15 protein-coding genes are annotated in these 19710 nt (G+C 53.5%); 6 read left to right on the top strand and 9 right to left on the bottom strand.

Translation table 11 applies throughout. From position 1 onward, the window contains the following. Positions 1-225 precede the first annotated feature (225 nt). Complete coding sequence (norV, locus tag L975_RS08400; protein ID WP_047708114.1) at positions 226-1740, top strand: anaerobic nitric oxide reductase flavorubredoxin; 1515 nt, start codon at positions 226-228, stop codon at positions 1738-1740. 12 nt (positions 1741-1752) lie between these two features. Next, entirely contained in the window at positions 1753-2985 is a 1233-nt protein-coding gene (gene norW / locus L975_RS08405) for an NADH:flavorubredoxin reductase NorW (RefSeq protein WP_052181355.1), read from the top strand. A gap of 148 nt (positions 2986-3133) precedes the next feature. On the opposite strand, the gene rhlE is transcribed toward norW, so the two are convergent. The 3 genes from rhlE to fabB form a co-directional block, all read right to left on the bottom strand. Further along, positions 3134-4609, bottom strand: a complete 1476-nt coding sequence (gene rhlE / locus L975_RS08410; RefSeq protein ID WP_010862135.1) for an ATP-dependent RNA helicase RhlE — start codon at positions 4607-4609, stop codon at positions 3134-3136. Between the two features lie 163 nt (positions 4610-4772). Further along, on the bottom strand, positions 4773-5699 hold the full coding sequence (gene rlmA / locus L975_RS08415; protein WP_039046029.1) for a 23S rRNA (guanine(745)-N(1))-methyltransferase: 927 nt from the start codon (positions 5697-5699) through the stop codon (positions 4773-4775). A 194-nt stretch (positions 5700-5893) separates the two neighbouring features. Further along, positions 5894-7108, bottom strand: a complete 1215-nt coding sequence (fabB, locus tag L975_RS08420) for a beta-ketoacyl-ACP synthase I (RefSeq protein ID WP_010862137.1) — start codon at positions 7106-7108, stop codon at positions 5894-5896. 139 nt (positions 7109-7247) lie between these two features. On the opposite strand from fabB, the gene mnmC reads away from it, so the two are divergent. Next, positions 7248-9332, top strand: a complete 2085-nt coding sequence (mnmC, locus tag L975_RS08425) for a bifunctional tRNA (5-methylaminomethyl-2-thiouridine)(34)-methyltransferase MnmD/FAD-dependent 5-carboxymethylaminomethyl-2-thiouridine(34) oxidoreductase MnmC (protein ID WP_047708115.1) — start codon at positions 7248-7250, stop codon at positions 9330-9332. Between the two features lie 190 nt (positions 9333-9522). Here mnmC and L975_RS08430 read toward each other — a convergent pair whose 3' ends face one another. Then, positions 9523-9798 carry a YfcL family protein gene (locus tag L975_RS08430; RefSeq protein WP_047708117.1) on the bottom strand — a complete coding sequence of 92 codons (276 nt, stop codon included), beginning with the start codon at positions 9796-9798 and terminating at the stop codon, positions 9523-9525. Positions 9799-10466: 668 nt separating this feature from the next. On the opposite strand from L975_RS08430, the gene L975_RS08435 reads away from it, so the two are divergent. After that, complete coding sequence (locus L975_RS08435) at positions 10467-11087, top strand: trimeric intracellular cation channel family protein (RefSeq protein WP_010862140.1); 621 nt, start codon at positions 10467-10469, stop codon at positions 11085-11087. A 197-nt stretch (positions 11088-11284) separates the two neighbouring features. Here L975_RS08435 and L975_RS08440 read toward each other — a convergent pair whose 3' ends face one another. The 3 genes from L975_RS08440 to L975_RS08450 all read right to left on the bottom strand — a co-directional run bounded on the left by L975_RS08440 (position 11285) and on the right by L975_RS08450 (position 14193). Beyond that, positions 11285-12085 (bottom strand): TSUP family transporter, encoded by an 801-nt coding sequence (locus L975_RS08440; RefSeq protein WP_255359265.1) that lies wholly within the window; start codon positions 12083-12085, stop codon positions 11285-11287. Positions 12086-12212: 127 nt separating this feature from the next. After that, complete coding sequence (iadA, locus tag L975_RS08445; RefSeq protein WP_047708118.1) at positions 12213-13355, bottom strand: beta-aspartyl-peptidase; 1143 nt, start codon at positions 13353-13355, stop codon at positions 12213-12215. A gap of 94 nt (positions 13356-13449) precedes the next feature. Next, entirely contained in the window at positions 13450-14193 is a 744-nt protein-coding gene (locus L975_RS08450) for an aspartate/glutamate racemase family protein (RefSeq protein WP_047708140.1), read from the bottom strand. A gap of 283 nt (positions 14194-14476) precedes the next feature. Here L975_RS08450 and L975_RS08455 point away from each other — a divergent pair, with 283 nt between their 5' ends. Together L975_RS08455 and dcuC are read left to right on the top strand one after the other, a co-directional pair. Continuing rightward, the gene (locus L975_RS08455) at positions 14477-15439 is read left to right on the top strand and encodes a LysR substrate-binding domain-containing protein (protein ID WP_047708120.1); all 963 of its coding nucleotides are present in this window, start codon (positions 14477-14479) and stop codon (positions 15437-15439) included. A gap of 573 nt (positions 15440-16012) precedes the next feature. Then, entirely contained in the window at positions 16013-17374 is a 1362-nt protein-coding gene (gene dcuC, locus L975_RS08460; RefSeq protein WP_010862145.1) for a C4-dicarboxylate transporter DcuC, read from the top strand. Between the two features lie 188 nt (positions 17375-17562). Here the strand turns inward: dcuC and mepA are convergent, their stop codons facing one another. Then, entirely contained in the window at positions 17563-18459 is an 897-nt protein-coding gene (gene mepA, locus L975_RS08465; protein ID WP_230400798.1) for a penicillin-insensitive murein endopeptidase, read from the bottom strand. A gap of 74 nt (positions 18460-18533) precedes the next feature. Continuing rightward, positions 18534-19634 (bottom strand): chorismate synthase, encoded by a 1101-nt coding sequence (gene aroC / locus L975_RS08470; RefSeq protein ID WP_039046024.1) that lies wholly within the window; start codon positions 19632-19634, stop codon positions 18534-18536. Positions 19635-19710 lie beyond the last annotated feature (76 nt).

Consider the following 19710-nt stretch of genomic DNA (forward strand, 5'->3'; position numbering starts at 1 on the left):
CAGATGTTCATGCATAATTGCTTCATCCTGTGACAAAGCACGTCACCCTCGTTATATTTCTTTAAAATCAATGATTAACAGATTGATTACTCGCGCAAGAACCGCCTAATCCTCTGCCAAATCAAAAGTCCGGCCAAGATTATAAGTTGCATTATAAATACATCTTTAATATCATACGCCACATAAGATGCATTTTAAATACACTTTATAATGAGGCCGTCTACAATGCACATTCAGTTAAAGAACAATATTCATTGGGTTGGTCAGCGTGACTGGGAAGTGCGTGATTTTCACGGCACCGAATACAAAACCACCAAAGGGACGAGCTACAACAGCTACCTCATTCGTGAAGAAAAAACGGTCCTGATCGACACGGTTGATCATAAATTCAGCCATGCTTTTGTCGCCAATCTGAAGCAAGAGATCGATCTGCGCAGCATTGATTACATCGTTATCAACCACGCGGAAGAAGATCATGCTGGCGCGCTGTCCGCGCTGATGGCCGAGATCCCCAATACCCCGATCTACTGTACACGCGCGGCGATCGATTCGATTACTGGCCATCACCACCATCCCGAATGGAATTTTCGCACCGTAAAAACCGGCGATACGCTGGATATTGGGAATGGGAAAGCGCTGGTATTTGTGGAAGCCCCGATGCTGCACTGGCCTGACAGCATGATGACCTACCTGACCGGTGATGCGGTGCTGTTCAGTAACGATGCTTTCGGTCAACACTACTGTGATGAGCGACTATTTAATGATGAAGTCGACCAAGCCGAGCTGATGGAGCAGTGCCTGCGCTACTACGCCAATATTCTGACCCCGTTTAGCCAACTGGTCACGGCCAAAATCCAAGAAGTGCTGAGCTTTAATCTGCCGGTCACCATGATCGCCACCTCGCACGGGATCGTATGGCGCGACAATCCGGTGCAGATCATCGAACAATACCTGCGCTGGGCGGATCAATACCAAGAAGATAAGATCACCTTGTTCTATGACTCGATGTCTAACAATACCCGCATGATGGCCGATGCGATCGCACAAGGGATCTCCGAGCGCGATCCGCGAGTCGCCGTGAAGATCTTCAATGTCTCACGCCATGACAAAAACGAAATTCTGGCGCAAGTCTTTTGCTCCAAGGGCATTTTGGTCGGCTCCTCGACCATGAATAATGTGATGATGCCGAAAATTGCCGGCATGCTGGAAGAGATCACAGGCCTGCGTTTTCGCAGCAAAAAAGCAGCCGCCTTTGGCTCGTATGGCTGGAACGGCGGCGCGGTCGATCGCATTCATGCGCGTTTGACCGATGCCGGTTTCATGACTTGCGAAAGCATGAAAGCCAAATGGAAACCGGACAGCAACATCTTACAACTGTGCCGCGACTATGGCCGTAAACTGGCAGAAGAATGGGCCTTAACCCCCCTTCCTGAACCTGCTGCGATTAATGTGCAGACAACCACGACTAAGGCCCAAGTCGAGAGCGAAGCAGTATCCGCCACCGCAGACGCGCCCTCACCGCAGATCAGTGCCCTGCGCCCTGCCTGTCAGAGCAGCGCAAACGGCGTTCTCAGTGGCCGCAAGATGATCTGTACTGTGTGTCAGTGGGTGTACGATCCCGCCGTTGGTGAGCCAAACCAAGACATCGCCCCCGGTACCGAGTGGGATGCGGTACCGGATGATTTCCTCTGCCCTGATTGTGGGTTGGGTAAAGACGTCTTCGATCCGCTGCAAGACTGAGGAGATACCTGCATGCCGACTTTACACATGACTACGCCACCGGCACAGGCCACCACTACCTTGGTTGATGCCCCTATCATCATCGTCGGGAGTGGTTTTGCAGCGTGGCAATTGGTGAAAGCGATGCGCCGCCAAAACGCCCAGCAACCGATACTGCTGATCACCGCCGATGATGGCTGTGACTACAATAAGCCAGATCTGAGCCATATTTTCACGCGTCAGACTGAAGCGGACAGCATGGTACGCGCGGATGCGGCCACACTGGCTGCCGAGCTGAATATCGAGATCCTGACCCAGACGCGGGTTACGGCGCTGGAGCCAAAACAGCATCTGCTGCACACGGCGAGCGCCACCTTACGCTACAGTAAGCTGGTATTGGCCGTTGGCGCGCACAGTGTTATTCCGCCGCTACCCGATGATGCCGCTCAACATTGTATGACCCTCAACAGCTTGCAGGATTACCGCCAGCATGCGGCACGTCTGCAACAGATGCCGTCAGTCTTGATTGTGGGCGGTGGCTTGATTGGCACCGAGCTAGGTATGGATGCAGCCTTAGCCGGTAAACAGGTGATTATGACGGATCTTGCGCCGCGCTTGCTGGCGCGCCAACTGCCGGCGCTAATAAGCCAAGCCTTGCAGCAGCAAATGCAAGAGCACGGGGTGCGTTTCAAACTCGGCTGCACGCTGACCACACTACAACGTAGCGACAGCGGTGAGTGGGCAATCACCTTCAGTGACGGTAGCCGTTACCAGGCAGCCGAAATCCTGTGCACCGCAGGGCTGCGCCCAGAGATCACCCTCGCGCAGCTCGCTGGTTTGCAGACTGACCGCGGTATCGTCACCGATGCGTATTTGGCGACCTCGGAGGAAGGCATATTCGCACTCGGCGACTGCGCGCAGGTTGCAGGGGAAGTCTACGCTTACTTACAGCCGATTTTGCTGTGTGCCTCGGCGTTGGCGAAAACCTTACTCGGTCAGCCAACCTCCGTACGCATTCCAACCCAGTCGGTACGGGTCAAGACGCCGCTATTACCGCTGCAAATTGCCGGTACACTAGCCAGTCATCTCGCTAGCGAAGAGGTGGGGACACAGCAAATCGTGCTCAGTGATCCCAAAGGGATGACCTTGTGGCAGTTGGATGCCGAGCAGAAGCGATGCGGCTTTGTCGCTGCCGGTGAGCACCAAAAACAGGCGATGGCGATGCTAAAAATGCTGGGACAACCGTTCGAGATAGCGCCACGCTAATGGCTGATTGACTTATCGACCTCACATTGACGCGCATAAAAAAGCCCGCCTCTTTTCAGAGACGGGCTTTTTTGTTGTCTGTTCGGCGCTAATTGTTGATCACACGCCTGAACAAGACGACTTATTCAACATTTATTCCACGATGCAACTATTCCGCGATACGACGCGGCGCACGCTGACGTGGCGCGCGTGGGGCGCGGTTTTCGCCACCACGGCTCTCGCTGCGTCCTTCACTGCGACCTTCGCCAGTACGGGCGCTGTCGTTACGGCGGGCATTCGGGTTACCCTGACGACGTGGACGGCCTTCGCCACTGCGCTCTGACGCGCCGTCAGCCGCGGCACGTGCACCTTGTCCGCGATTGCCACCGTTACCGCCATTGCCGCCTTGACGACGACCATTACCGCCCTGATTGCCATTACGGCGATCATTGCGCTGACGGCCATTGGCAATCGGCTCGGCTTTGATGGATGGATCCGGCGCAAAACCGTCCAGTGCTTCACGTGGGATCTCTTTTTTCAGCAGACGTTCGATATCACGCAGCAGTTTGTGTTCATCCACACACACCAGTGACAACGCCAGACCTTCACAGCCAGCACGACCAGTACGGCCAATGCGGTGCACATAGTCTTCCGCCACATTTGGCAGCTCGTAGTTCACCACATACGGCAGCTGGTCAATGTCCAGACCACGCGCGGCGATATCGGTGGCCACCAGCACGCGCACACGGCCATTTTTAAAGTCATCCAGCGCACGGGTACGCGCACCTTGACTCTTGTTACCGTGAATCGCTGCAGCGGTGATGCCATCTTTACCCAGCTGCTCGGCCAAATGGTTGGCACCGTGCTTGGTACGGGTAAACACCAGCACCTGACGCCACTGATCGCGGCCAATCAAAAACGACAGCAGTTCGCGCTTACGCTTACGATCGACAAAGTGCACACGCTGCTCAACCTGCTCGGAAGCAGTGTTACGGCGAGCCACTTCAATCAGTTGTGGGTTTTTCAGCAGTTTGTCTGCCAGACCTTTGATCTCATCCGAGAAGGTCGCGGAGAACAGCAGGTTCTGACGCTTGGCCGGCAGCAGCGCCAACACTTTACGGATATCGTGGATAAAGCCCATATCCAGCATGCGGTCAGCTTCATCCAGCACCAGTGTTTCCACTTTTGCCAGAGAAACGGCGTTTTGCTGAACCAGATCCAACAGACGGCCAGGCGTGGCAACCAGAATATCAACCCCACCACGCAGCTTGATCATCTGCGGGTTAATGCTCACACCACCGAATACCACCAGCGAGCGCAGAGGCAGGTATTTGCTATATTCGCGTACGTTTTCCCATACTTGAGCGGCCAGCTCACGGGTAGGCGTCAAGATCAACGCCTTAACTGGACGACGGCCATTAGGCTGAGCCTGTTGGCTCAAGCGCTGTAAAAGAGGCAGGGTAAAACCTGCGGTTTTGCCTGTTCCCGTTTGGGCACTGGCCATCAAATCGCGGCCCTGCAGCACCACCGGAATGGCCTGACGCTGAATCGGCGTCGGTTGTGTGTAACCCTGCTCGGCTACCGCGCGCAGCAGTTCATCACACAGGCCAAGAGAATCAAACGATTCTAGATTTTCAACAGACATACAACATATGCTCCTGAGCCCAGCGCCCGTCAGTAAAAGGGTCGGTCAGGCTGAACTCATTAATCAGAGGGCGGCCGCAACAAGCGGCCGACACCGACATCAGGTACAGACCGAAGCGTACCGTGAACGGCGATTGTAACAGAGGAATGGGATTGGTGTGAGATTAATCACAAATGACAGGATCGCGGCGATGAATGCGAATCGCAAAGTCCGTTTCACAGGCAAACTCACTTTGCGCAGCCAAGTGCTCCCACACCTGCGCCGACGCGCGCCAAGCGAACGGCGTCATCTGCAGCAGTTGCACCGCCGCCTGTGCACTAAGACGCATCGGATAGGCCAAACGCAAATCCTGTTCGAGCGTAAAACCGTCTAAAGTCTCAACCGGACATGGATGCAACACTACATCCCCATACACCTGCTCTTTTAACTGATACAGATGACGCGGCGCAGGTGATACCGTGATCACCACCCCACCCGGTCGCACACAGCGCGCCAGCTCTTGCGCCTTGCATGGGGCATAAATGCGCACCACTGCATCCAACGACGCATCAGCAAACGGCAAACGGTGGCTGGACGCCACACAAAACTCAACATTCGGATAGCGCTTGGCCGCATAGCGTACCGCCACTTTGGAAATATCTAACCCGAATACCTGGCCGGTCGCCTGCGCTTCGCCATTGGAAGCGCTGCCAGCGAAGGTTTCGCTATTGGAAATCATTGCGTGCTCGGCCAACACACGGGCCAACGCCGCCGTGTAGTAACCTTCACCACAGCCGATATCCAACACTTGTACTCGATGCGCGTCTGATGCTGACACCGCAGTCAGAGATTCTTGCAACAACGCCGCGACTTTATCGCGCAGCGGTTGATAGTGGCCGGCTTCCAAAAACGCGCGTCGCGCCTGCATCATCTCTTTGTTATCGCCCGGATTTTTCGAATGTTTGTGCTGTACCGGCATCAAGTTGACATAGCCTTCTTTCGCGCAGTCAAACTGGTGACGTGCGGCACACTGCCAGCGACGTGGCTCACCACGGCACAACTGCAAAGGCTGATGACATAAAGGACACTGGTAACTAAAGGCGCTGAACATGCAAAGATCCTGACAAGCGAAGGGGAAAACCGGCAGGCAGTCTAAAGAAAAAATGATCCCTCATCCAGTGCTAGCGGCCAGCAGGCGAAAAAATGGGCGGAAAAACGGCATAAAAAAGGCCCGAAATTATCGGGCCACCCGTCAAGGAAAATTAAAGAGGAGCTAACACTTCAGCTCCTGTTAACCAACTTTGCTTATTGCTTGAATTTACGCATTACCAAGGTGGCATTGGTGCCACCGAAGCCAAAGCTGTTGGACATGACGGTAGTCAGTTCACGCTCGGTGGTTTCGGTAATGATATTCAGGCCCGCGGCTTGTTCATCCAGCTGCTCGATGTTGATGCTTGGCGCAATAAAACCATGCTCCATCATCAGCAGGCTGTAGATAGCCTCGTGTACCCCTGCCGCACCCAGTGCGTGACCGGTCATCGACTTGGTCGCCGAAATTGCAGGGCAGTTTTCAGCAAACATTTCTTGGATAGCACCCAGCTCTTTCACATCACCGACCGGCGTAGAGGTGCCGTGGGTGTTGATATAATCGATTGGGGTATCAATGCCTTGCATCGCCATCTTCATGCAGCGCACCGCGCCTTCACCTGACGGCGCTACCATGTCGTAACCATCAGAGGTTGCGCCATAGCCAACGATTTCAGCATAAATCTTCGCACCACGCGCCAGTGCGTGCTCCAGCTCTTCCACTACGACCATACCGCCGCCGCCAGAGATCACGAAACCATCACGGGCCGCATCATAAGTACGGGACGCTTTTTCTGGCGTTTCGTTGTACTTGGTAGATAGTGCGCCCATGGCGTCGAATTCCATCGCCATTGACCAGTCCAGCTCTTCGCCACCACCGGCAAACACGATGTCTTGCTTGCCCAGCTGGATTTGTTCCAACGCGTGGCCAATACAGTGCGCGGAAGTCGCACAGGCAGAGCTGATAGAGTAGTTGATACCACGGATCTTAAACGGGGTCGCCAGACAGGCAGACACACCGGAGGTCATGGTTTTTGGCACCATGTACGGACCCACACCGCGCAGGCCACGCGAGCGCATTGCATCGGCAGCGGCGATTTGGTTACGTGGTGAACCACCACCGGTACCCACAACCAGACCAGTACGGTCATTGGAGACCATCTCGTCAGTCAGACCCGCATCCGCAATCGCTTCTTGCATCGACAGGTAGGCAAACGCCGACGCATCGCTCATAAAACGAAAAACTTTACGGTCAATCAGCCCGGTCAGATCGAGTTTGATGTCCCCCCAGACCTGACTGCGCATATTCATATCGCGCAGCGTTTCAGAGAAGGTGATCCCGGAGCGTCCGGCTTTGAGTGATTCCAGAACTTCTGTTTTGTTGTTACCAATGCTGGAAACGATTCCGAATCCTGTAATTACGGCTCTTTTCATGCCTAAAACATCCTTAACGCTTTGCATTTGGCCAAAGTTTAACGGTTTTGTTGTCTGCAAGTGGTCAGCTTTCCGCGTTTTGCCAAGTGGTCGGTGCTGTTACAATACCGTCAAGTTCCATTTTTGAGTATTTCCTGCCGTGAATACATCTTCTATTCAACAGGCCACGCTGCGCTTTAACGAACAAGGAACGCCCGTGTCCGCCGAGTTTGATGACGTTTATTTCTCCAATCAAAACGGACTGGAAGAGACCCGCTATGTCTTTCTAAGCGGCAATCAGTTACCCGAGCGCTGGCTGCACCATCCTGCAGATCGCTTTATCGTAGCAGAAACCGGCTTCGGTACGGGGCTGAATTTTCTTACCTTGTGGCAATCTTTTCGTGAATTTCAGCGAAATCACCCAGATTCCCAGCTAAAACGTCTGCATTTTATCAGCACCGAGAAATTCCCGCTGTCGGCGGCTGACTTGGCGCTCGCGCATCAAAGCTGGCCAAAGCTTGCCGAAATGGCTGCCGAATTGCGACAAAACTGGCCACTGCCGATTAGTGGATGTCAGCGCTTACTTCTCGATCAAGGCCGAGTCATTCTTGATGTGTGGTTTGGTGATGTCAATGAGACCTTTGGCGATTGGGGCCGTGACTATGAGGGACAAATTGATGCTTGGTTCCTCGATGGTTTTGCGCCATCTAAAAACCCAGACATGTGGAATGAGCAGCTGTTTGCTCATATGGTGCGCATGGCGAAACCGGGGAGCGGTACATTTGCCACCTTCACCGCCGCCGGTTTTGTGCGCCGCGGCCTGCAAGCGGCTGGATTTGAGATCACTCGCTTAAAAGGTTTTCGCCACAAGCGCGAAATGCTGTGTGGCCGTCGCCCAGCACAGAGCCTGACACCGAACGAACCTGCTCCGTGGTATGCACGCCCTGCGGCTTCTTCGCTGCAAGACGTCGCAATCATTGGTGGTGGCATCGCCTCGGCGCTGCTGGCACAAGCCTTGTTACAGCGCGGCGCGAAAGTCACCTTGTACTGCGCTGATGCGCAGGCGGCGCAAGGCGCGTCCGGTAATCGGCAAGGTGCGTTGTATCCGCTGTTAAACGGCGCTAAAGATCCGCTCGCGCGCTTTTTTGCCCACGCCTTCCAATTTGCGCGTCAACGCTACGATGCACTGGACGCGCAAGGTATTGCCTTTGATCACCGCTGGTGCGGCGTGTTGCAACTGGCGCACAATGAGGCTGCCGCCAACAAACAAGCTAACTTGCAACAAGCCGAGTGGCCTGAGTCGATGGTCAGCATTCACTCACCTGAAAGTGCTGAAACGCGCGCCGGAGTGCCGTTGGGTTTTGCGGCGGTGGAATACCCACTGGGTGGCTGGCTGTGTCCAGCGCAGTTAACCGCCAACTTGTTGCAACATCTGCAGCAACAAGGACTAAGCATTCACTATCAACACACCCTACGTCATCTGGCACATACCGCCACTGGATGGGATTTACAGCTGGAAATAGTAGATGCTCATGAACAACGCACTAATATCACGGCCAACCATGCGGTAGTTGTGCTAGCCAATGGCTATCGCATCAGTGAGTTTGGCGAAAGTGAACACTTACCTGTGTATCCAGTACGTGGGCAGGTTTCCCATATCCCCACCGACACTAATTTAAGCCAGCTCAACACCGTATTGTGCGCCGAAGGGTATCTGACGCCGGTAAATATCCGCGGCGATCAGCACTGCTTAGGTGCGACCTATGGCCGCGGGGATACCAGCACAGATCTGCGCGACAGTGACCAGCAAGAAAATCTGGCTAAATTACAGCGCAGTCTGCCTGCTGTGGCATGGGCGCAGCAGGTACGCGTAAGCCAAGAGCCGCAACCAGAAATCCCTGATGCGCGCGCCGCCGTGCGCTGTGCCACGCGCGATCACTTGCCACTGATGGGTGCACTGCCAGATTATGCCGCTACGCTGGCGCAATACGCCGAGCTAGCCACACAATTAAGCAGCGCGGTGCCAGTCGAGGATGCACCTTATTACCCCGATCTGTTTGTGCTCGGCGCGCTCGGCTCACGTGGCTTAACCTCTGCGCCCTTACTGGCCGAAGTGCTAGCGGCGCAAATGAACGGTGAGCCACTGCCTTTGGAGCGAGACATCTTAAATGTACTCAACCCGAACCGTTATTGGGTGCGTAAACAGCTCAAAGGCAAGCCGGTACAAAATGAGCCACGTGGTTAGCTGCTAATAAAAACGCGTGTGCTAGGCGACGAAGCAAGCAATAGCGACTTAATTCACCAATACCGCTAGCCTCAACAAAAAAGGCGCTCTCACGCACTTCATTTCGAAGTGGGTGTAGCGCCTTTTGTATGTCTAGCGTTTGTATGTCTAGAATTTGGTATCGTCGTTTATATCGACGATAGAAGTGCGATTAAGCCGCCGCTTGCTGATACAGCTGCTGCCACAGATTACGTACCAACACCTGATCCGGTGGCGATAACTCGCCCTTGGCAATCGCCGTATCCAAACTGGCATTCACGCGCTGCGCCAATTCGCTCAGGGAGCTCACGCCATCGGCTTCTGCATCGGCAACCGCTAGCGTCAGGTGTCCACGCAGATAGCCACCGGCAAACAGTTCATCATCGGTACCGTGCTCAACCATCTCATCAATCAGGGCCAGTACCCGCTGTTCAAATTGCGTCATCATCAGATTTATTCTCGTTGCCAGAGTGTTACCGAAAAATTCTGCCGCAGACTATAACAGCAACTGCGTATGCTCTCCAGAGAGCGCCGAGCTATTACTGATGCGCCGCTAGGGCAATCTACGGCTCGACTATACGACTCAGCACAGGGCATTTTTATCTCTTTCTCAAGAGAAACCGCCGCGCATCATCTTGGCGCCGTACACACTCCACCTGCTGCAGCCCTTTGCGCAGCGTGATCAAACTCTCATTTTTCTGAACGCGCCGCGCATAAATAAATGAAATAAACTAATGCATAGATAACATCTACCACAGCCAGAGCAACAGATGGGCGCGATAAGGAGAATAGATTATTTTTATAAATGACCATTTTTTAAAATTTACACCCAGCACCTATCCTAATCACGCGCAACGAACTCTATAAATCGGCTATTAGCACTTATTTTTTGCTGTATGCAACTTCATTTACTATGTGATATCACAATGTCACATTTAAAACACAATCAATAAATGATTAGTATTTGTAATGCGACAAAAGAAAAATCAGCAGTAAAATAGCGCGCATTCGCCAACCAGCAGCCAACGTTAGCCGCGTAATAAAGAAGCGTCATACTGTGTGCTGGCCTGTGTTGTCTCACTCGCGTTTTCACTGATGGACTGAGCCACTTTCCCCATGTTACTGACTATCTTATATCTTATCGGGATCACCGCTGAAGCCATGACCGGTGCGCTGGCCGCTGGTCGTCGTAAAATGGATCTGTTCGGTGTGATTATCATCGCCAGTGTGACTGCCATCGGGGGCGGCTCGATCCGTGATATGTTGCTCGGCCATTACCCGCTCGGCTGGGTCAAACACCCGCACTACATTGTGATTGTGGCCTGTGCTGCGGTGATCACGACGTGGATCTCACCGGTCATGAAGCACCTGCGCAAAGTGTTCTTGGTGCTCGATGCGCTGGGTTTGATCGTTTTTTCCATCATCGGTGCGCAAGTGGCGCTGGATATGCACCACGGCCCAGTAGTGGCGGTGATTGCCGCAGTGATCACCGGCGCATTTGGCGGGGTATTGCGTGATCTGCTGTGCAATCAGATCCCGCTGGTATTCCAAAAAGAGTTGTATGCGGGGATCTCATTTGCCGCCGGTTTGCTGTATGTCGGCTTGCAACATACCGGATTAGATCACAATGCGGTGACCATGATTACCCTGTGCAGCGGCTTTGTGGCCCGTTTGCTGGCGATGCACTTTGAATTAGGCTTACCGGTGTTTAACTACACCCAAAGCGAAGAGTCGTAATCGTCCGCCCATCGCGCCTTCAACAACACACCGCAACACAGCTATAAACAACACACACAAAAATGGCCGGAGCAACACTGCTTCCGGCCATTTTTTTAGGCAGCTTGATGAGGGCACTCTTTGTTTATAACGCTTCGTTTGTACGGCTTCGCTTGCAGCGCTATCTCTTTTCGCCCGTCAAACTCATGCAAGCCGCATCATGCGACCAGCGCCGACAACCACTGATAAATCTCAGTGCCGTGACTGTCGTACACCATTTTACAGGTCATCAGCAGGGAAACCGTCACAATCATCGGCCGGATAAAGGACTGGCCTTTGGTCAACACCATGCGCGCTCCGAGACGCGCTCCGATAAATTGGCCAACCATCATCAGCAAACCGACACTCCACACCACTTTGCCCCCCAGAGCAAAGAACAGCAGTGAGGCTACGTTTGAGGTGAAGTTCAGCACCTTAGTGTGCGCGGTGGCTTTAGCCAGATTAAAACCCAGCAACGTGACAAACGCGATGGCAAAAAATGACCCGGTGCCCGGCCCAAAAAAGCCATCATAAAAACCAATCCCCGCACCGGCGGTGAGCGCAAACAGGCGCGCAGAGATGCGGCTGTGGCGGTCAGTTTCGCCGACGCGCGGTGAAAACAGGAAATAGCCGCCAACGGCCAAAATCAAAAATGGCAGCACTTGGCGCAATACCGAGGCATCTATCATCTGCACCAAAATCGTGCCCACGACCGAGCCAATAAAGGTACAAATGATCATAAAGGTGATATCCGACAGATTCACCGCGCCACGCCGGACAAAATACCAAGTCGCAGAAAACGAACCGGCGGTGCCTTGCAGCTTGTTAGTCCCCAAGGCCATCGCGGGCGGTAATCCGGCCGCCAACAATGCCGGTACGGTTAGCAATCCTCCGCCGCCGGCAATGGCATCAATAAATCCGGCCAACGATGCCGCCGCTAGCAACAGCAGCAGCATTTCCCACGACAGAGCCAATTCCACGGTATTTTCCTTAATCTGCGACAGAGGATGAGAGTGCTGTATGGTAACGGGTTATGTGCTGAGCAGCAATGCAACAACGGCGTCACCGCAAACGATGACGCCGCATAAACAGGCAGTTACGAAGGATTTATTCAAAATTAGCGGTAACTTGCATCTCACCGTGCTGCAGTAAAACCTGTCCGCCAGCAATTAGGGTATCCAGAGAAAAATCAGGGTTAAACAGGCAAACATCAGCATCTTCCCCTGTAGCAAGGCGACCTTTGCGCAGTCCCAGTGAATCGGCCACATTACTGGTCATCAGGCGCAGTGCGGTAGTGATCGGTACATCACGACGCACCAGTTCGACCAGCAAATCGAGGTTGCCGGACACATCGGCGGCGGTTATACGCTCCATCTCGCCTTGCGCATTAAAGACCGGCAAACTGCCATTACCATCAGAGCTGACAGTGAGGCGCTCTGGCGCAGCGCCCGCTTCCAGTGCATAGAGTACCGCATCAGCAGGAGAAGCAAACGCGCACGAACCGGCACTGGTGATATCGATGTAGCCACCTTGCGCGCAAAACGCAATTGCGTCATCCATCAACTCGCGGGTACGCGCAACGTGCGTTGGCGAGAAGTGATGCGCGGGGATGCCGGCGGCCAGTGCAGCGTTAATTTCGGCAAATGGTGCATCCAATCCGCCCATGTGCATATGCAAAACTCCGCGCTTACCGGCCAACATGCCCCCCATACGCACATCGGAAACCAACCGCAGCATCTCTTGTGCAGTAGGGAAAGAGCCGCGGTGATCGGCAACTGCTAATTTCACGCCCAACACCGGCGCCAACAAAATCAGATCGTCGCGCACCGAGCCGGTTACCGTAACGGTCGGCAGTTGATAGGAGCCGGTGTGCATGTAGACTGACAAACCTTCCGCACGCAGCCCCATTGCTTTAGCATACAGATCGCGCGGTGATCGCGTTGAGCCATCGGTGCCCATTACCCCGACCACGGTAGTCAGACCCGCTTGCACCAATTTGCCAAAGGTTACCGCCGGAGTGCGAGTGGCAAAGCCACCTTCCCCGCCGCCGCCAATCAGGTGAATGTGCTGGTCAATCAATCCTGGCGTAGCGATTTTTCCCTGCGCATCAATGACGGTGCAAGGCACACTGCCAGTTTCAATGTGCGCAGCAATCTGCACCACTTTGCCGCCAGCCAGTAAAATGTCCTGCTGGCCAAGGAATTCAGGTGCATACAAGGTGGCATTTTTAATCAGGGTCAGAGCGTTCATCAAAAGTCGTATCCTTACATTTCTTGTTTTAGCTATTATTGAGTTAGCTATTGATTGGTATTTGCAGCCATCGGCACGTACAAGCCTGACGTCATCAGGCCACACACGCTTGTGCCGGTGCTAGCTCACTCAATTGCGGCGCTTGATACCACTGCACGCAGGCTTGCGCTAATTCCGCTAACGAATCAATCACTGTTTCTGGGTGGGCGTTGGCATGCGCTTCCAGCGCCAAGGGGATCTCAGTGCAGCCCAAGATAACGGACTCCGCCCCCTGCTCGCGCAGTGCTTGATAAGCCTCAAACAAGCAACGCTGACCAAGCGCCACATCACCGGCTTTCACGGCGGCAATCCCGCGCATCACTTTTTGCTGCATTAACGCATCCGGTAGCACGCACTCAATGCCGAGTGGACGCAATTCCTGTTGGTACAATCCACCGCGCACCGTAGCGGTGGTGGCCAGCAACCCGACACGACGTAAACCGCGGCGGCGAATCGCGCCCACCACGCAATCAATAATGCTGATCGCCTCGATGCGTGAGTAGTACGTTAATCGCTTAAACCAAAAATGCGCGGTGTTGCACGGGATCACGAATAACGTGGCGCCAGCCTGCTCCAGCTGCCGTAGCAGTTGTAACAGTGCTGGAAACGGATCTTCTGCGGCATCGAGGATCGCTTGGGTGCGATCGGGGATCTGCGGCACATTCGCCACCACCATTGGGATATGCGCTTGATCCTGTCCCGCCGGCGTGCTTTGAATAATTTTGCGCATAAAGTCGACGGTCGCTAATGGCCCCATGCCACCTAAAATTCCTAACCGGCGTGCACGCTGCTGTTGCATAACAACCCCCTGTAACTTATCGAACTCCATTTTAATCAGTGTGTTATATCTATCTTGTGTGACATAACCGTACTGGCTCTTGGCTTTCACCTTAGTCGTTTCGTCAGTGGGGATGAAATGCTGATTCTGTTGCCGCTATGCAAGAAAAGCATAACGCGATGCGCGATAATGACATGCCGTGAGATGCGCGATACATCCTGAACGCAATGCTGCACAGGATGCGATGCACTCATTAGGCCTGCACGCAACAGAACCCGACAATACCGACCCAGGAGCCCGCGCTATGTCTGCCGAACATCTGCCCAACATTGAAACCAAGTGGTTGCATGATTTTCTGGTGTTAGCCGAAAAGCGTAATTTTTCCGCCGCAGCAGCACTGCGTAACGTGACGCAACCGGCGTTCAGTCGCCGCATTCGTGCCTTGGAGCACGCACTGAATACCGAACTGGTGAACCGCGATACCCACCCATTGACGCTGACCGCCAGTGGCAAGCAATTTCACGCCACCGCCCGCTCACTGCTCAATCAGATGGAAGAAGAGATCGGGCGTTTAGCCGGTCTGTCATTGCTTGGTGGCCAAACGGTACGCATCGCGGCGGCGCATTCGCTGGCGACACACCTGCTGCCGTATATTCAGCCCAAACTGGCGGCCGAACACCCGAATGTAACGCTCAATGTGGAAGCGGTAGATGCGGATGATGCAGTAGAAACCTTGCGCGAAGGGGCGTGCGATATCCTGCTGGCCTTTGCCGCCGATCATCTGTCCAGCGCGCCATATCAATCTCTGTGTTTAGGTCGCAGCCACTTGCATTTGGTTTGTCGCCAGCCTGCGCCGTGGAGCTCGCCCATCAACACCGCGCCTGAGGATGATGACAAGAGCGAGCTGCCCGCATCGCCCATGCCGATACCAATGCCTTGGTTGGCCTATTCACCGAGCAGCTATATGGCGCGCGCGATTGCGCCGGTACAGCGGCATGTTGAGCTGCAACCGGTCTTTTCTTCCTCGATGTCAGATTTGATTAAACAGTTGGTCTTGCAAGGTGCTGGCGTGGCGTGGTTGCCGCAATATGCGCTGCACCAAGAGCAGCGTCAGGGGCAGTTGCAGGTATTACACCCAACTCACTGTTCGGTACCGCTGTGGCTGTATGCATACCGTTTTGAAAGCCGTTTACATCCGGCAGGGGAAAAAGTCTGGCAAGGATTAGCGCGTCTAGCACAAGATCCGGAATTTAGTACATTACTGTAAGATATAAAATTATAATTGTTTTGTTATTATTATTCGCATAAAAATAATGACACATTCACATAAAGACATTATGTCTTAATCTATAAATAGAGGCTTCACACACTATTTAACTCACGCCGTGAATAGATATTATTTTTAAGTTTAATAAATGAATCAATCGCCATTAATATCACACAAATAAAATACTCCGACACAAATGCACATCTTTGCATAGCGTAAAAATACTATTTTGTGAGCAGTGCCTTTTTTAATCCATGTTGATTGGATCAATGTCACGTTACTCTAGGTTTGCGGATTGACGCTATTTAGTGCTTTATGAGAAAGTCGCGCAGCGCAAAAGCGCAGCAAACAAGCATTTGAATACAAACAAGCACAAGAAATATTAATTATTGAAGTGATTCATCGCTTAGATTCATCGCTAAGCCATGTCTCGTTGCCGTGCTGTTCATCTTATATTAAGTGCCCTCTATAACTTGTTATATATATGACTATTAATGATCGCTCTGTTTATCAAAACAAAATGGTCATCAATAGTCGATAATATATCATTATCGTTACAAGGACATCGTCTCAATGGTAGCACTAATTAGTTTAGTCGTTATTTTAGTGACCGGTTACCTGATCGTAAAAAAATACAACCCGCAAATGGTTTTATTTATCGCAGGTATCGTTTTACTCGCTTCGGCAATTTTGTTGGGTGTTGGTACCCCGTTGCCAGAAGCTAAATCCAGTGGTTCTGTGTGGCTGGATATCTTCACCTACATCAAAGGCATGATGGGCAGCACCGTTGCCGATCTGGGCCTGATCATCATGGCGGTTGGCGGTTTCGCTAAGTATATGGATCACATTGGTGCATCGCGCGCCTTGGTGGCCATTTCAACTCGCCCACTGTCTGTGATCCGTAACCCGTATCTGGTTATGGCGATGGGCTATATTCTCGGTCAGCTGCTGAATATCTTTATTCCAAGCGCTGCGGGTCTGGGTCTGTTGCTGATGGTGACCATGTACCCAATCATGACCAGTCTGGGTGTGAGCCGTATGTCAGCGGCGGCGATTATCGCCACCACCGCGTGTCTGGATCTGGGTCCAGCTTCTGGTAACGTGAACCTGGCAGCCAAGATTGCCGACATGCCAGTCACCGAGTACTTCCTGTCTTACCAAGGCCCAGTGGCTATCGCTTCGATGATCACCATTGCCGTGCTGCACATGGTAGTACAGCGTTGGTTCGACCTACGTGAAGCGAAAAATCCAGTCGCGTATGAAGCTACTGAGGAAGATACCAAAGAGCTGGTGACTCCACCGCTGTGGTATGCCCTGTTCCCAATGATCCCTCTGGTACTGATCTTTACCTTCAGCAAGATGGTGATCACCACCGTTAAAATCGACGTAGTTACCGCGATGCTGATCAGCTTCGCTGTTGCGATGGCGGTCGAAAGCATCCGCTTTGGTGGTAAGAAAGTCTTTAAAGACATTCTGGTGTTCTTCGATGCGATGGGTAAAGCCTTTGCTCGCGTAGTCAGCCTGATCATCGCCGGTCAAACACTGGCGCACGGTCTGAAAGCTATCGGCATTCTGGATATGGTGATCCACGGCGCTATCGCGTCCAACATCTCTCCAGTGTATCTGGTGGTGTTGATGGTGATCATCATTACTGTGGCGGCCTTCCTGATGGGCTCCGGTAACGCGCCGTTCTTCTCCTTCGCGGCAATGGTACCGGATATCGCAGCCAAAGTGGGGATCTCGTCCGCCTCTATGCTGCTGCCAATGCAGCTGGCTGCAGGTCTGGGCCGTACCATTTCCCCAATCACTGGGGTGATCGTAGCGGTTGCCGGTGCAGCCGGTGTGTCACCGTTTGATCTGGTTAAGCGTACCGCTATCCCAATGCTGGGCGCGCTGCTGGTTTCTACCGTGTACTCACTGGTGTTCTACGTATAAGCACTGAGCACCTAAGCAACACGTCTCTGCCATAAAAAAGCCCCGTTCTCGATAAGAGTGCGGGGCTTTTTCTGTTCCTATTTTTCCTTTTTTCCTTTTTCCCTTCGCATCTTCACGTCATGCAAAGGCTTCATGCTTGGGTTTTCTGAGCACACAGCAGGCCGACGCCTTGAGTATCAACAGCGCGATTACTGCGTATTACGTACCGTTACGCTATTTCCTGTACCCATTACGCTCTTACCCGCAATACCCGCATCGTTGGCGTTATTTTTCAGCGGCTGGTGACTGAGTAAGACACTCTGACAAACTGCGGGTAACGGTGGCGGTAAGCTCGGCAGTTTTGGCTTGCTAAGCTTCGGTTTACCGGTTTGCGCCGTGACTACCGGCGGCTGCAACCAAGACGCTAACTCATCGCCACAGCCATCACCGGCCGGCGGCGGAGTTTGTGCTTGGCAATCTTGCGAACCAGGCGGACACGCTAAGCGCACATGCATGTGATAATCATGCCCTCCCCATGGCCGGACTTTACGCAGCCAGCTGCGCTCATGCCCAGCGGTACTCACGCACAGCTGCTGCTTGATGGCAGGATTGACAAAAATCCGCGCCACTTTCGGATCGCTGGCCGCCAGCTTAATCAGCTCGGTATATTCCGGCTGCCACAAATCACTTTTTACCTGCATCCGCGGAAAGTCCACCAGACTGACCGCTTGCGGCGACTGCTTTTCGTGCTCGCTAAGTTTGCTACGGCTAAAACGCAGCCAGATATCCACATCCAGCCCGTTTTGATGACTGGCATGCCCTGAGCTAAAACGCCCGCCCGCAGGCATCGCCATATCGCCCACCCAGAAATTCGGTAGCCCAGCCTGACGGCTGTGCTTAGCCAGACGCTGTACAAAGGCAATCAGCTCCGGATGACCAAAATAGCGCATCCGCTGACTGCGGATCAGCTCATAGCCTTTCCCCTGCAGCGGCAGCGGCTGCGCACCAATCACGCAGCCATTGCTGTAGCCGCCCACCGCTTGCGGGGCACCGGCCACCGGTGCACTGAATTCACTCCAGGGCGATGCCTGTGCGCTACTGGCCATGCAAAGCGCCACCAGCAGTGCGCTGCCCGTTGAATAACTGTGGGTTAAATAATCAGCCAAGCGGGATAACGCACTCATGCCAGTAAGCCATCCCAGCTCGGAGCTGGCGTACGCGCACCACCACACTGGGCGCGATGGCGCAACAGGTGATCGAGCAGCACAATCGCCATCATCGCCTCGGCAATTGGCACCGCCCGAATGCCGACGCACGGGTCATGGCGGCCTTTAGTCACCACTTCAACAGGCTCGCCACGGGTATTCACCGAACGCCCCGGAATGGTGATACTGGAGGTCGGTTTCAGAGCTAAATGCGCTACCAGCGGCTGACCGGAGCTGATCCCGCCCAGAATTCCACCCGCGTGATTGCTCAGAAAACCTTCCGGCGTGATTTCATCACGGTGCTCGCTACCGCGCTGATTCACCACCGCAAAGCCATCACCAATCTCCACCCCTTTCACCGCATTGATGCTCATCAGGGCATGCGCCAGATCAGCATCTAAGCGATCAAACACCGGCTCCCCTAATCCTACTGGCACATGCTCAGCCACGACCGTAACTTTGGCACCAATCGAATCGCCGTCTTTTTTCAGATCGCGGATCAGTGCATCCAGCGCCTCAATTTTGTCTGGATCAGGGCAGAAAAACGGATTTTCTTCGATGGCTTGCCAATCAATTTTCTCGGCTTTGACATCGCCCATTTGCGCCAGATAACCACGCACGGTAATGCCAAATTGCTCATACAGGTATTTTTTAGCAATCGCGCCCGCCGCTACGCGCATAGCGGTTTCGCGAGCCGAAGAGCGACCACCGCCACGGTAATCGCGCAGGCCATATTTGTGATGGTAGGTGTAATCGGCATGCCCAGGGCGAAACTGCTCTTTAATCGCCGAATAATCTTGCGAACGCTGATCGGTGTTTTCAATCAGCAGCCCAATGCTGGTGCCGGTGGTTTGCCCTTCAAACACGCCGGATAAAATCCGCACCTGATCCGGCTCGCGACGCTGCGTGGTATAACGCGACGTACCGGGACGACGGCGGTCCAGATCATGCTGTAAATCCGCTTCGTCGAGCTGCATGCCCGGCGGTACGCCGTCCACAATACAACCAAGCGCCGGCCCATGCGATTCACCAAAGGTGGTCACGCGGAAAAGTTGTCCGATACTGTTCCCTGCCATCTGTTAATCCGTGTTTATCTGGTTCATCGGTGCTCCGGCAGCCTGCTCGGCTGACGGAAAGAAAAGTATCCTTGAT

It is taken from the genome of Plesiomonas sp. ZOR0011 (assembly GCF_000800945.1).
Lineage (GTDB): Bacteria > Pseudomonadota > Gammaproteobacteria > Enterobacterales > CAMTGL01 > Plesiomonas > Plesiomonas shigelloides.